General features: G+C 72.9%; 13 protein-coding genes. 5 read left to right on the plus strand and 8 right to left on the minus strand.

Annotation, left to right across the window (positions count from 1 at the left end; genetic code table 11):
• Positions 1–93 precede the first annotated feature (93 nt).
• A complete protein-coding gene (locus ACW0Q9_RS09390; RefSeq protein WP_456179686.1) occupies positions 94–765 on the plus strand; it encodes a DUF305 domain-containing protein in 672 nt (223 codons plus the stop codon).
• A 72-nt stretch (positions 766–837) separates the two neighbouring features.
• Here the strand turns inward: ACW0Q9_RS09390 and ACW0Q9_RS09395 are convergent, their stop codons facing one another.
• From ACW0Q9_RS09395 to ACW0Q9_RS09430, 8 genes are all read right to left on the minus strand, one after another.
• Complete coding sequence (locus ACW0Q9_RS09395; RefSeq protein WP_456179687.1) at positions 838–2,565, minus strand: LVIVD repeat-containing protein; 1,728 nt, start codon at positions 2,563–2,565, stop codon at positions 838–840.
• A gap of 368 nt (positions 2,566–2,933) precedes the next feature.
• Positions 2,934–3,680, minus strand: coding sequence for an MBL fold metallo-hydrolase (locus ACW0Q9_RS09400; RefSeq protein ID WP_456179688.1), 747 nt, complete (start codon positions 3,678–3,680; stop codon positions 2,934–2,936).
• Positions 3,681–3,905: 225 nt separating this feature from the next.
• Positions 3,906–4,871, minus strand: coding sequence for a PLP-dependent cysteine synthase family protein (locus ACW0Q9_RS09405; RefSeq protein ID WP_456179689.1), 966 nt, complete (start codon positions 4,869–4,871; stop codon positions 3,906–3,908).
• A gap of 12 nt (positions 4,872–4,883) precedes the next feature.
• Positions 4,884–5,246, minus strand: a complete 363-nt coding sequence (locus ACW0Q9_RS09410; RefSeq protein ID WP_456179690.1) for a MoaD family protein — start codon at positions 5,244–5,246, stop codon at positions 4,884–4,886.
• A gap of 71 nt (positions 5,247–5,317) precedes the next feature.
• Positions 5,318–5,803 carry a M67 family metallopeptidase gene (locus ACW0Q9_RS09415; RefSeq protein ID WP_357344542.1) on the minus strand — a complete coding sequence of 162 codons (486 nt, stop codon included), beginning with the start codon at positions 5,801–5,803 and terminating at the stop codon, positions 5,318–5,320.
• A 55-nt stretch (positions 5,804–5,858) separates the two neighbouring features.
• Positions 5,859–6,362: a DUF2017 domain-containing protein gene (locus ACW0Q9_RS09420; protein WP_456179691.1), complete on the minus strand. Its 504-nt coding sequence runs from the start codon at positions 6,360–6,362 to the stop codon at positions 5,859–5,861.
• The gene (clpS, locus tag ACW0Q9_RS09425) at positions 6,359–6,649 is read right to left on the minus strand and encodes an ATP-dependent Clp protease adapter ClpS (protein WP_091269570.1); all 291 of its coding nucleotides are present in this window, start codon (positions 6,647–6,649) and stop codon (positions 6,359–6,361) included. Before clpS ends, ACW0Q9_RS09420 begins: the two co-directional genes overlap by 4 nt.
• 115 nt (positions 6,650–6,764) lie before the next feature.
• Positions 6,765–8,330, minus strand: a complete 1,566-nt coding sequence (locus tag ACW0Q9_RS09430) for a hypothetical protein (protein ID WP_456179692.1) — start codon at positions 8,328–8,330, stop codon at positions 6,765–6,767.
• A 199-nt stretch (positions 8,331–8,529) separates the two neighbouring features.
• Between ACW0Q9_RS09430 and ACW0Q9_RS09435 the strand changes: the two genes are divergently transcribed.
• From ACW0Q9_RS09435 to ACW0Q9_RS09450, 4 genes are all read left to right on the plus strand, one after another.
• Positions 8,530–11,208 (plus strand): LuxR C-terminal-related transcriptional regulator, encoded by a 2,679-nt coding sequence (locus ACW0Q9_RS09435; RefSeq protein WP_456179693.1) that lies wholly within the window; start codon positions 8,530–8,532, stop codon positions 11,206–11,208.
• Positions 11,209–11,224: 16 nt separating this feature from the next.
• Positions 11,225–12,511, plus strand: a complete 1,287-nt coding sequence (locus ACW0Q9_RS09440) for a nicotinate phosphoribosyltransferase (protein ID WP_456179694.1) — start codon at positions 11,225–11,227, stop codon at positions 12,509–12,511.
• A 13-nt stretch (positions 12,512–12,524) separates the two neighbouring features.
• Positions 12,525–13,106 carry a nicotinamidase gene (locus tag ACW0Q9_RS09445; RefSeq protein WP_456179695.1) on the plus strand — a complete coding sequence of 194 codons (582 nt, stop codon included), beginning with the start codon at positions 12,525–12,527 and terminating at the stop codon, positions 13,104–13,106.
• A gap of 64 nt (positions 13,107–13,170) precedes the next feature.
• The coding region (locus tag ACW0Q9_RS09450; protein ID WP_456179696.1) for an MFS transporter at positions 13,171–14,283 on the plus strand (1,113 nt) is incomplete at its 3' end.

Consider the following 14,283-nt stretch of genomic DNA (forward strand, 5'->3'; position numbering starts at 1 on the left):
GGCTGACGCCTTCGGATGGCTTCCCTCTGCTCGTGAGAATGAGGCAATATGACCTTCACATCTGCGCAGCCGAACCCCGGATAGGTCATGAATATGCCCCTGTCGCGCCGCGTGATCGTTTCAGCCGTTGTTGCCACGGTCGCCGTCGGTTCGGGGGTGGGCTTCGCCGTCTTGGCCAGCAGTGACGATCCGGCGTACCGTCCGCCGAGCGCCCGCGTCGTGCAGCCCGGGGCGCCGGGTCAACCCGGCAGATCCCTCTCGGGGGACGACCTGACCCAGGTCTCGCCGCCCGGGTTCAAGGCGGCCGACACCCTGTTCATCCAGGGCATGATCCCGCACCACGCGCAGGCATTGGACATGACCGCGCTGGTGCCGGGCCGCACCACCAACCCGGACGTGACGCTGCTGGCCAAGCGGATCGACGTGTCGCAGCGCGACGAGATCACCCGGATGCAGCGGTGGCTCGCGGAGCGGAGCGTGCCGACCACGGGCCCGAACGCGGGCCATGCCGGGCACGAACTCATGCCGGGCATGCTCACCGCCGGGCAGCTCGATCAGCTCAAGCAGGCCCGCAACGGCGACTTCGACCGGCTCTTCCTCACCTTCATGATCCGCCACCACCAGGGCGCGCTGACCATGGTGGAGGAGCTCTACGCCTCGGGTGGCGGCCTTGAGCCGGCGACCGACCAGTTCGCCCGTGAGGTGAACGCCGACCAGAGCATCGAGATCCAGCGGATGCAGGAGATGCAGGCCAGGATGGGCTGACAACCCGGACCAGACTGAAAGGCACCTCGACTCGACGGATTCGAGCCGAGGTGCCTTTCGTTCGGGGACCGGTCAGAGCGATGCCTGCAGGTCCAGGATCGCCTGCTTCAGCTTCTGGTGCTCCGGTGCGGTCAGCTTGCCGGCGATCTCCTGGAGCTGGGACACCGCGGCGTCCCGCTGGCCGTTGGCGGAGAACCGCTCGGCGCGCTCCAGGAACTGGTCGACCTGGGACTTCAGCGGGTGACCGATGGCGTCGGCACGTACCGCCTGGTCGTAGTACGCACGCGCGACCGCGAAGCTCGGCGTCCAGGTGATCTTCGGCTGATGCTGGGCGTTGAACTCAGCGAGCCGCACCTGCGAGGCCGCCTCGATCTCCGCCTCCGACAGGTGCGCGCTGGGCTTCAGCGCGAACACGTCGAAACCGCGGGCGATCTCGTTGCCGAAAAGGCGGCCGTTGTACCAGTACGCCGACCAGAATCCGCCGAGCACGAGCGAGTTCGGGTTGATCGGGCCGCGGTCGAAGAACGCGATCTCGTGCGGGTTGGCCGAGTCGGTGAAGTCGAGCACCGAAAGTCCGCCCTGGTACCAGGCCTGGACCATGATGTCGCGGCCGGGCACCGGGATCAGCGAACCGTTGTGCGCGACGCAGTTCTCCTGCAGCGTCTGGGGAACCGGCAGTTTGTAGTAGCTCTTGAACTCCATCTTCCGGTCGACGATGTCGAAGATGGCGTTGGCGCCCCACTCGGGCTGGTCGGTGTCCCGGCAGCGAGCACCGGTACCGCCACCCCACTCGTCGGTGAAGATCACCTTGGTGCCGTCGTTGTTGAACGTCGCCGAGTGCCAGTACGCGAAGTTCGGGTCGGACACCTCGTCGATCCGGACCGGGTTGGCCGGGTCCGAGATGTCGATCAGGATGCCGTTGCCCTGGCACGCACCGGCCGCCAGCCCGATCTCGGGATAGGCGGTGATGTCGTGGCAGGCGTTGGTGTTCGGCGTGGGCGACCAGGTGCCGCCGGACGGATGCCGGGGCGTCTGCGGCCCGTTCTGCAGGCCGTCGATCCGGCCGGTCTCCGGGTCGGTGAACAGCCGCGGCTGGTTCACCACGGCGGCCTGCTCGGGCGCCGCCACCGGCACCTTGATGACATCGATCCGCCACCGCGACGGGTCCTCGCCGTTCGCGGGGTTGTTGTTGCAACCGGCCATCGTCGTGGCCGGGCGCACCGAGGTGGTGCCCGAGACGTAGATGTAGACGTTGCTCGCGTCCTCGGGGTCGGTCACCACGGTGTGCGTGTGCGAGCCGCGGCAGAGCTGAACCGCCGCGACCTGCACCGGGTTGCGCACGTCGCTGACGTCGAAGACCCGGACACCCTGGAACCGGGTGCCGACGTTCGGGTTCGTGCCGCAGTCGACCCGTGCGCGCGACTCCTCGACGGACATGAAGAGCAGGTTGCCGTGGGCGGAGACGTCACCCTGCCCACCGGGGCACACGACACTGGTGACCAGCTGCGGGTCGACAGGCGTGGAGACGTCGACGATGTTGAACCCGTTGTAGTTGCCGAGGAACGCGTACTTGTCGCCGAACGCGAGGTCGGACGCCACGTACGAGAAGTTGCCCGGATTTGCCGGGTCGACGAAACCCGCCGGCTTGTCGCGGTGCGCAAGGTGCTCCAGGTTGCTGACCGCGGACTGGGCGTCGAGCCAGCCGCCGCCGAGCCCGATTCGCGGATCGGGCTCCGCCGCCGAGGCCGTGCCCGGCAGGGTTCCGGCCAGGAGCACCCCGGCGGCGATGAGGCCGAGCACTTGCCGGCCTCTACGTGACCTTGGACTGAGGTGGTGGGTCATGCGATGCCTTCCGTTCGAAGGACCTGACGCAACGTCCACATGGCAGGCACGGCGCGTCGTGTGAGTAAGGACCGTACCGACCACCAGCCGCAGGTCAATAAGCCGACGCGAGATATGCACATATTTGCGAAGGCAAGTTTTTCGCCTTTATCTTCTCGTGATCCGCAGGTCACGACATGCGTCGAACCTGGGGGCCCAATCTTTCGCCACTCGTCGGAGAAGCCGCCGAGTCGTAGCAGCGCCCCCACCGGCGTGCTCCGGACAGGTCCGCACGCGGCCGGGAACGCCCCGGCGAACAATGCGGCAGGGCGCTGCCGCCGGCGTGGTCAGATCTCGTAGGAGGCGCCGGCGCGGACCACCTCGAGCGGTCCGTCGTACGCGCCGGCCGCCGACTCGACGGTGTGCGACTCGCTGCCCCAGGCGGGGACGAGGTGGGTGAGCAGCAACCGACCCACCCCGGCCTTGGTCGCCGCCTCCCCGGCCTCCCGGCCGGTCAGGTGCAGGTCCGGCGGGTTCTCCACGCCGTCCATGTAGCTGGCCTCGCAGAGGAACACGTCGGCGTCCTGGGCCAGGCGCAGCAGCGCCTCGCAGGGTGCGGTGTCCGCGGAGTAGCAGAACACCCGGCCGCCGTGCTCCAGCCGCACCCCGTACGTCTCGACCGGGTGGTTCATCCGGTCGACCGTGACGGTGAACGGGCCGATCGGGAAGGTGCCCGGCTGGAGGCCGTAGAACTGGTAGACGTCCTCGACCGTGCCCTCCTCCTGCCCGTACGCGCTGGCGATCCGGTCCGGCGCGCCGGAGGGGGCGTACATCGGCAGGGGCGGGTACGGGCCGTCCGGGGCGTACCGGCGCACCACCACGTAGGACACCGCGTCGAACATGTGGTCGCAGTGCAGGTGGGTGAGGAGGATGGCGTCGGGGGCGTGCAGCCCGACGTAGCGCTGGAGGGTCGAGAGCGATCCCACGCCGAAGTCGATCAGCAGCCGGAACCCGTCGGCCTCCAGCAGGTAGGCGGAGCAGGGAGACTCGGGCCCGGGAAAGCTCCCCGCGCAGCCGAGGACGGTCAGTCGCATCCGGTCGCCTCGATCTCACGCTCGGTAGTCGACACGCCGGCGGTCGCTCCGCCGATGATCTCTACCGACGCGTTCACCACGCTGCGCAGCCTACGCGCCGGCCAGGTCGGGCAAGAATCATCTGCCGGAAGTTGTCATCAACGTGACACCCGCACGCGTCCGGTCCCGGGACGTAACGGTCGGTTCGGTCAGCGGCGTGCGCCGACCGAACCGACCGTCGAGCTGTCAGGCCCAGAGCTGCCCCTCCAGGGCGTCCTCGGCGTCCGCGAGGGTGCCGCCGTACGCCCCGGTCGACAGGTATTTCCAGCCGCCGTCGGCGACCACGAAGGCCACGTCCGCGCGGCTGCCGTCGCGGACCGCCTCGTGCGCCACCGCGAGGGCGGCGTGCAGGATCGCACCAGTGGAGAAGCCGGCGAAGATCCCCTCCACCTCGACGAGCTGCCGGGTCCGCAGCACGGCGTCCCGGGTGCCCACCGAGAAGCGCCGGGAGAGCACCGTGGCGTCGTACAGCTCGGGCACGTAGCCCTCGTCGATGTTGCGCAGCCCGTAGACCAGCTCGCCGTAGCGGGGCTCGGCGGCGACGACCTGGATGCCGTCGACCTTCTCCCGCAGGTAGCGCCCGGTGCCCATCAGGGTGCCGGTGGTGCCCAGGCCGGCCACGAAGTGGGTGATGGTCGGCAGGTCGTGCAACAGCTCCGGCCCGGTCGTCTCGTAGTGCGCCCGGGCGTTCGCCTCGTTGCCGTACTGGTAGAGCATCACCCAGTCCGGGTGCTCGGCGGCGATCTGCTTGGCGGTGGCGACGGCCTGGTTCGAGCCGCCCGCGGCCGGCGAGAAGATGATCTCCGCGCCGTACATCCGGAGCAGCTGGACCCGCTCGGTGGAGACGTTCTCCGGCATCACGCAGACCAGCCGGTAGCCGCGCAGCTTGGCCACCATGGCCAGCGAGATGCCGGTGTTGCCACTGGTCGGCTCCAGGATGGTGTCGCCGGGGCGGAGCCGGCCGGCCTCCTCGGCCGCACGGACCATGAACAGGGCCGCCCGGTCCTTGATGCTGCCGGTCGGGTTCCGGTCCTCCAGCTTCGCCCAGAGCCGCACCGGCGGTGCCCCGTCGGGCACCGTCGGCGAGAGCCGGGGCAGCCCGACCAGGGGCGTGCCGCCGCAGGCGTCGAGCAGGCTGTCGTACCTGGCCATGGCGGCCCGCCCTCAGCGGCGCGCTGCGCGCGCCGCACCGGCGATGGCGGCCGCCGCGGCACTGTGCTGCGCGATCGCCGCTGCCGCGGCGAAGCCGAACGCGCCGCCGGCCACGGCCGGCAGGATGGTGACGCTGTCGCCGTCGTTGAGCTTGGCGTCGAGCGCGCCGAGGAAGCGGACGTCCTCGTCGTTGACGTAGACGTTGACGAACCGGTGCAGGGCGCCGGCGTCGGTGACCAGCCGGGCGCGCAGGCCGGCGTGCCGGGAGTCCAGGTCGGCGAGCAGGTCGCCCAGCGTGTCGCCGCTGCCCTCGACGACCTTCGCGCCGCCGGTGTAGCTGCGCAGGATGGTGGGGATGCGAACCTCGATGGCCATGATGTCTCGTGCTCCTTGTTCGGGTCGTGCCAGGTGACGGGAGAAGGAAAGGGTGTGCCGGCGCTGGAAGGTCAGCGGCCGGAACACTCGTAGTCGACCGTCGCCGGGCTCTGCCCGAACATGTAGGACTGGACGGCGTGCGGGTCCACGGCGGCCACGATCTCGACCGGCTCCTCGGTGACCACGCCGTCGACGATCCGGAAGGAGCGGATCTCCTCGGTGTCGGGCTCGCGGGTCGAGACGAGCAGGTAGTGCGCTCCCGGCTCACCGGCGAAGGAGACGTCCGTGCGGGACGGGTAGGCCTCCGTCGCGGTGTGCGAGTGGTAGATGACGACCGGCTCCTCGTCGCGGTCGTCCATCTCCCGCCACACCCGCAACTGCTCCATCGAGTCGAACTCGTAGAAGGTCATGGAGCGGGCGGCGTTGTCCATCGGGATGTGCCGGGTCGGGGTGTCGCTGCCGGCGGGACCGGCGACCACGCCGCACGCCTCGTCCGGGTGGTCCCGACGCGCGTGGGCCACGATCGCGTCGATGATCGACCGGTCGATGCTCAGCACGCCGCCCAGCCTAGCGCCTGGCCGTTCCGGCCCGCGAGGTGGCGGCCGTCACGGCTCAGTCGATCAGGGCGTTGAGCAGGGATTCCTGGAGATAGCCCAGGTACGCGTATACCGACAGCTGGAACACCCGGGACGAGGTCGGGTCCTCGGCGACGGCGTCGTCCAGCTCCTCGCCCAGGTCGGTGCCGTCCTTGATCTCCAGCCGGACGCCCATGGCCAGCCGGGCGTCGTTCAAGGCGCGCAGCCACGCCTCGGCGGCCTCCGCGTCCAGGCGGACCTCGCCCCCGGCCTCGCCGTCGGGCAGCGCGGCGAGGATCGCCCCGGCCTGATCGATCTTGGCGGTCTTGAGGTCGCCCTCGGTGTAGCGGCGGAACTCGGCGCTGCCGGCCGCGTCGTCCGGGTAGACCTCGGGGAAGAGCCGGCCGACCACCGGGTCGTCGTGGTCGAAGCCGTCGGTGAGCAGGCCGACCACCTCGGAGGCGACCTTGCGCAGCACCCGGACCTCGTCGACGGCGAAGGTGGCCACGTAGCGGTCGCCCTGGCGGCGGAACATGCTCATGACCGGTCCACCGTCGCCCAGAGGCCGTACGCGTGCAGCTGCGACGCGTCGTGCTCCATCCGCTCCCGGGCGCCGCTGGAGACGACCGCCTTGCCCTTGTGGTGCACGTCCAGCATGAGCTGCTCGGCCTTCTCCCGGCTGTATCCGAAGAGCTTCTGGAACACCCAGGTCACATACGTCATGAGGTTGACCGGATCGTCCCAGACGATGGTCACCCAGGGCCGGTCGGAGACCGGCACCTCTTCGGTGTCCGGCGTCTCGACCGGCGCAACCTGTGGAGCCGCCATGCCCCCCATCGTGCCACCGGATCCGGGGAACCGATGAACCGGAACGGCGCGGCGGTCGGGATCACCCGCCCGGGCCGCGTACGCCGGCCCGGGCGGTCGTGCGGCGGCCCCGACCTCAGGCGAGCAGGATGCCGTGGTCGACAGCATCGGTGAGGACCGTGCCCAGCGAGAGGCGGATCACCTCGAAGCGACGGGACACCTGCCGGGACAGCTCCAGCTCCACCTCGCGCAGGGCCCGCTGCGCCCAGGAGCGGGCGGCGTTCGGGTCGGCGTTGCCGGGGACCCGCCAGTGCTGCCAGCACCCGCCGTTCAGCGCCACCCCGACGGGCGGCAGCGCCTCGTCGCGCTCCGCGCGCGGATAGCCGGCCAGCGCGTCGAGCGCTCCCGCGCCGGCCAGCCCGGCCACCCCGGCCGTGCTGGTGACCAGGAGCACCCGGTCGACCTCGCGGCCGTCCGGGTGGTCGGCCAGGCCCCAGCGGACGGCGTGCACGATGCGGCGGCGCACCCCCTCGGCGAGCGGCGCGCCGAAGACCCGGGCGGCCGCGTCGTCGATGATGCCCCGCACCGCCTCGTCGCACTGCGCGGTGGCGAGCAGCGACAGCGCCTCCATCTCGCGGTCGAGCAGCTGCGGCAGGCCGGCGCAGCCGACGCCGAAGACGATCTCCTGCACCACCCGCAGGTGGATGTTGGCCAGCTCCAGGGCGAGGTGCTGGCGGATCCGCTGGGCGCAGGAGCGGGCCTGGCGGTCGATCCGCTCGGTGAGGTCGGCCGGATCGGGGCCGGCCACCACGGGCACCCGGCCGTGCGCGCCCGGCGGCTCCGGCGGGCGGGAGCTGGCCCGGCGCAGCCCCTCGTCGGCGGCCCAGCCGACCAGCGCGCGGCGCAGCACCGAGTGCTCGCCCTGGCGGACCGGGAACCAGCGGGCCGGGGCGAGCGCGGGCACCGCGGCCAGCAGCGCGGCCCGGTGTGCCGCCACGGAGACCTCCACCGGGTCGTAGCGGCGGGCGGCGGGGCCGGGCGGGCCGGATCGGCCGGCCGACGACCCGGACGCCCCCGTGTCCTCCGTCGTCGTGCCGTCCGCCGGCGCCGCCCAGCCGGCCACGCCGGGGGTGACGGCGAAGAACACCTCGACCCTGGTGCGCGCCACCTCGGCCAGCAGGTGCAGCTCGGCCGCGCTGAACGCCTGGTCGGCGGAGATCACGAAGAGCAGGGCCCCGGCCCGGCCCACCGCGTCGAGCAGCACCCGGCCGCCAGCCACCCCGAGGGTGCCGGTGTCCGGCGTGTCGAGCACGGCGAAGTGCCGCAGCAGCGGGTCCGGCAGGCTCAGCTCCACCCGGCGCGGCGGGCGGGCCAGCGCCGGCCCGGCGGCGAGCGGATCGGCGCCGTAGGAGTGCGGCTGGCGGTAGCCCGGCACGTAGGCGGCCCGGGTGGGCACCTTGGCGTGGTGGACTAGGAGGTGACCGCCGGCGGGCACGGCGAGCATCCCGGTGTCCAGCCCGAGCAGGCCGGCGAGCAGCTCGCGGCGGCCGGCACCGGCCGGGCCGGTGACCACGACGCCCAGCGGCTCGTCCGGCCCCGGCTCGGTCACCCCGAGCCGGGTGGGCAGCGGGGCACAGCGGGACGACTCGGCCGGCTCGCCCGGTTCGGGCACGTCGACCGAGGGGAGCGGACCTGACTTCAACAGGCGGCCTCCCGATCAGGCGACCGGGTTGCGGTCCGGTCGCGTGGAAATCCCTGGTCGCAGGGGGGATGTCGGAAGAGTACGGCTGTCGCCGATCCGACACCGAACACATCCGATACTCACGAGTAATCGACAGATTACTCAACTTCGCTGCGTGACGGTGTACACGCGGACGGAACACCATCGATATGCTGCACCGATGAGTCGATGGGACTTCGTCGGCCGAACGGATGAACTCAACCGTCTGTTGTCGGCGGTCGGCGGTCCGGAGGGCCGCGGGCTGCTCTTCAGCGGCAACGCCGGGGTGGGCAAGAGCCGCCTGCTGCGCGAGGGGGTGGCCGCCCTCTCCACCGACCGCTACGCGATCTGGTCCGTGGCGGCCAGCGCCACCACCGCGGCGCTGCCGTTCGGCGGGCTGGTCCAGGTGCTCCCGGCCACGCAGCCGCAGGGCCTCTCCCCGGCCGGCATCCTGCGCTGGGCGGTCGACGTGCTCCAGGAGCAGGCCGCCGGGCGGCCGATCGTGCTGGCGATCGACGACGCGCACCTGCTCGACCCGCCGTCGGCGGCGCTGGTCCACCTCATCGCCCGCTCGGAGAACGCCACGGTGCTCGGCACCCTGCGCAACGGCGAGCAGATCCCGTTGCCGATCCGCGCCCTGTGGACCGACGACCTGGTCGACCTGGTCGAGCTGGGGCCGCTCGGTCCGAGCGAGACCACCGGGCTGCTCGCCGCGATCCTCGGCGGGCCGGTCGACGCCGGCTCCTCCGAGCGGCTGTTCCGGCTCTCCGCCGGCAACCCGCTGCTGCTGCGCGAACTGGTGCTGGCCGCCTCCGGGGGCGACGAGCTGAGCCGGACGTACGGCATCTGGAAGTGGACCGGCCGGCTGGAGCTGGCGCCCAGCCTCACCGACCTGATCGACACCCGGATCGGCCAGCTCACGCCCGGCGTACGCGCGGTGGTCGAGCTGGTCGCGTTCGGCGAGCCGCTGGGCCTCCAACTGCTGGAGCAGGCGGCCGACCCGGCCGACGTGGAGGTCGCCGAGGAGCGCGGCCTGATCTCCATGGTGCACGACGACCGGCGGCTGAACGTCCGCCTCGCTCACCCGCTCTACGGCGAGGTGATGCGCCGGCAGTGCCCGGTCAGCCGCACCCGCCGGCTGCAGGCCACCCTCGCCGGGCTGCTGGAACGGGTCGGCAAGCGGCGCCGCGACGACCTGCTGCGGGTCGCGGTGTGGCGGCTCGACTCGGGCACGGCGCAGGATCCGGCCCTGCTGCTCGACGCGGCCGCCCAGGCCTTCGGCCGGTACGACGTGCCGCTGGCCACCCGGCTGGCCCGGGCCGCGCTGGACGGCGAGGGCGGCCCCGACGCGGCCGAACTGCTCGCCACCATCCTCATGTTCGGCGACCGGCCGGAGGAGGCGATCGCCGTGCTCGACCAGGTGGCCGGGACGATCCAGGACGACCGGCGGCGCGGCCGCTGGCTGACCGCCCGGGGCATGGTGAGCTACTGGGGGCTCAGCCGGGAGTCCACGGTGGAGGAGATCGCCGCGCGTGGCGCCGAGCTGACCGACGCCGCCGACCAGGCCCGGGTCCGCGCCTTCGAGGCGATCATGCGGCTGCACCGGCTGGACACCGACACCGCGGTCCGGCTGGCCCAGGCGGTGCTGGACCGGCCGGCCGCCCCGATGGCCGCGCGCGAGCTGGCCCGGTGCACCCTCGCGCATCTCCAGGCCGCCCAGGGGCAGTACCGGCGCAGCGCCACCGCGATCGCCCGGGTGCAGGCCGAGGCGGCGGGCTGGCGGGGCGACATGCCCTACCTCCAACTCGCCATGGAGCTGGCCCGGGGCACCCGGCTGGCGCTCTCCGGCGACCTGGCCGGCATCGACGGGATCGTCGCCGACGAGTTCGCCGACCTGGCCGGCGCCGGCGACTTCCGGCTCGGCACCGGCTACCTGGCCATCCTCCAGGCGTACGCGGCGCGGCTGCGCGGGCGCGGCGACGAGGCGCTGAAGACCAGCCTCGGCGCCTGCGCCGTGCTCGCCACCAGCCGGGTCTACGCCGGCCTGGCGCACGCCGAGCGGGCGCAGGCGGCGGCGCTGCGCGGCGACGCGGCGCACGCGGCGGAGGCGATGGCCGAGGCGGACCGGACCCACGCGCCCGGGATGGCGGTGCTCTACCCCTGGCTTGAGCAGGCCCGGGGCGCGGTGCACGCGGTCGCCGGCGACCTGCCGGCGGCCACCAAGCACCTCTGCGCGCTCGCCGACCGGTTGCGCGAGGACGGCCTGGCCGGGCACGAGCTGCTCGTCCTGCTCGACCTGGTCCGGTTCGACCAGGCCACCGCGGCGATCGGGCCGACCTGCACCGACGGCGGGCGGCGGACCGTGGCGCAGCGCCTGGCCGAGCTCTCCGAGCAGGTCGACGGGGTGCTGCCGCCGCTGGTCGCCCGCTACGCCCGCGCCACCGTCGACGACAGCCCCGACGAGCTGCTCGCCGTGGCCGACGGCTTCGCCGCCCGGGAGCTGACCGTCTACGCCGCCGAGGCGACCGCGATGGCGCTGCACCGGATGGGCCGCAGCCGGGCCGGCGCCACCGGCCCGGCCCGGGAGCGCCTCGCCGACCTGCTCCGCCGCTGCGACGAGGTGTCCACGCCGGCGCTGCGGCTGCTCCGCCCGACGCTGAGCGAGCGCGAGTGGGAGATCGCCCGGCTCGCCGCCGACGGGGTGACCAGCCGCACCATCGCCGAGCGGCTCTTCCTCTCCACCCGCACGGTGGAGAACCACCTCCAGCGGGTCTACAGCAAGCTCGGGGTGGCCGGCCGGACGGAGCTGCGGGCCGCGCTGCGGTCGATGCCGGGCCATGACGGTACGGATCCGGCCTGAACTCTAGGCTGGGGCGGTGAGCACCCTTCGCCCCGCGCTGCTGACCGACCACTACGAGCTGACCATGGTCAGCGCCGCCCTGCGGGACGGCACGGCCGACCGTCGCTGCGTCTTCGAGGTGTTCAGCCGGCGGCTGCCGGCCGGCCGCCGCTACGGCGTGGTCGCCGGGACCGGCCGGCTGGTCGACCTGATCCGCGACTTCCGGTTCGACCCGGACGAGATCGAGTTCCTGCGCCGCACGGGTGTGGTGGACGACCGGGCCGCCCAATGGCTGGCCGACTACCGCTTCACCGGCGACGTCGACGGGTACGCCGAGGGCGAGCTGTTCTTCCCCGGCTCCCCGATCCTCACCGTCTCGGGCACCTTCGCCGAGTGCGTGGTGCTGGAGACGCTGGTGCTGTCGGTGCTCAACCACGACAGCGCGGTGGCCGCCGCGGCGGCCCGGATGGTCACCGCCGCCCGCGGCCGGGCGCTGATCGAGATGGGCTCCCGCCGGGCGCACGAGGGGGCCGCGGTGGCCGCCGCCCGGGCCGCGTACCTGGCCGGATTCCGGTTCACCTCCAACCTGGCCGCCGGCCAGCGCTACGGCATCCCCACCGCCGGCACCGCCGCGCACGCCTTCACCCTGCTGCACGACGACGAGCAGGCGGCGTTCGCCTCGCAGGTCGCCACGCTGGGCAAGGACACCACGCTGCTGGTCGACACCTACGACATCAGCCAGGGCATCCGCAACGCCATCGCGGTGGCCGGGCCGGAGCTGCGCGCGGTCCGGATCGACTCGGGCGACCTCGCGGTGATCGCGCAGCAGTCCCGCGAACTGCTCGACTCGCTCGGCGCCACCGAGACGAAGATCATCGTCTCCGGCGACCTCGACGAGTACGCCATCGCCTCGCTCGCCGCCGAGCCGGTCGACATGTACGGCGCCGGCACCGCCGTGGTGACCGGCTCGGGCGCCCCCACCGCCGGTCTGGTCTACAAGCTGGTCGAGGTGGAGGGGCGTCCGGTGGTCAAGCGTTCCGAGCACAAGGCCACCATCGGCGGCCGGAAGGTGGCCGTCCGCCGGCACAAGCCGACCGGCACCGCCACCGAGGAGATCATCGTGCCGCAGGGGGTGCCGGACCGGCAGCCCAACGACCGGCTGCTCCAGCGCTCGTTCATCGTCGAGGGCGAGCCGGTGGCGCTGCCCACCCTCGACGAGTCCCGGGAGCACCTGCGGCAGTGCCTGATCTCCATCCCGTGGGAGGGGCTCAAGCTCTCCGGCGGCGATCCGGCCGTCCCGGTGACCGTGGTACCCGCGAGCTGAGAGGACCGATCCGATGGCCAACGCCCTGATCATCGTCGACGTGCAGAACGACTTCTGCGAGGGCGGCTCCCTGGCGGTGACCGGCGGGGCGGGGGTCGCCGCCGGCATCTCCCGGCTGCTCGCCGCCGAGCCGCAGCGCTGGGACCATGTGGTCGCGACGAAGGACTACCACATCGACCCGGGCGCGCACTTCGGCGACCCGCCGGACTACGTCGACTCCTGGCCGCGGCACTGCGTGGTGGGCACCCCCGGCTCCGAGTTCCACCCCGACCTGGAGACCGGCCGGGTGGAGGTGATCTTCCACAAGGGCGAGCACGCGGCCGCGTACTCCGGTTTCGAGGGGCACGCGGATGACGGCGAGTGCCTGGCCGACTGGCTGCGCCGGCACGACGTCGACCGGGTCGACGTGGTCGGCATCGCCACCGACCACTGCGTCCGGGCCACCGCGCTGGACGCCGCCCAGGAGGGCTTCCGCACGACCGTGCTGCTGGACCTGACCGCCGCCGTCGCACCCGACACGCTGGACGTGGCGCTGCGGTCGCTGGAGGGCGCCGGCGTCACCATGGTCGGCGAGCCTGTGATCAGGGCCGCTTGACCAGGTAATTGGTTGCGGCTGTCGTACCCCCGGTCGAGGATGGCGGCCGGAGGTACGGACCGTCGTGAACTTGAAGCCTTACCGGGAGGCACTCGCCCTGCCCGGTCTCCGGTCGTTGCTGCTGATCTCGGTGCTGGCGCGCATCCCGCTCACCGCGACCGGTGTGACGCTCACCTTCCACGTCGTGCTCGACCTCGGTCGCGGTTACGGCGCGGCCGGGCTGGTCGGCGCCGCGTCCACCGTCGGCGCCGCGCTCGGCTCCCCGCTGCTCGGCCGGCTGGTCGACCGGCGCGGGCTGCGCCCGGTGCTGCTGCTCACCACGGTCGCCGAGGGCGTCTTCTGGGCCAGCGCGCCGACGCTGTCGTACCCCGTTCTGCTGCCCACCGCGTTCCTGGCCGGCCTGCTCGCCCTGCCGGTCTTCTCGGTGGTCCGCCAGTCGGTCGCCGCGCTGGTGCCGGCCGAGCGGCGCCGTCCGGCGTACGCCCTCGACTCGATGTCGGTGGAGCTGTCGTTCATGGTCGGCCCCGCGCTGGCCGTGGCCATGGCCACCGCCGTGTCACCCCGGATCACCATGTGGGCGGTCGGCGCCGGCATCGTGGCGGCCGGCACCTGCTTCTGGCTGCTCGACCCGCCCACCCGCGCCGCCGACGAGCCGGCCGGTCCGCCCCGCAAGGTGCCCCGCCGGGAGTGGCTCACCCCCCGGCTGCTCGCCGTGCTGGCGGTCAGCCTGGCCGCCACCCTCGTGCTCGGCGGCACCGACGTCGCGGTGGTCGCCGTGCTGCGCGAGGGTGGCGAGGTCGGCTGGACCGGCGCCGTACTGGCCATGTGGGCGGTCGCCTCGCTGGTGGGCGGCTTCGCGTACGGGGCGGTCACCCGCTCGCTCTCCCCGCTGGCCCTGGTGGCGGCGCTGAGCCTGACCACCATTCCGGTCGGGCTGGGCGGGTCGCACTGGTGGCTGCTCTGCCTGGCGCTGGTCCCGGCCGGCGCGCTCTGCGCGCCCTCCATCGCCTCGACCTCGGACGCGGTGAGCCGGCTCGCCCCGGCCGGCGTCCGCGGCGAGGCCATGGGCCTGCACGGCTCGGCCGTCACCGTCGGCATCGCGCTCGGCGCGCCCCTGGCCGGCGCGGTGATCGACGCCTCGGCACCGGCCTGGGGGTTCGCGGTGACCGGCGGGATC

Source organism: Micromonospora sp. I033 (assembly GCF_053890995.1).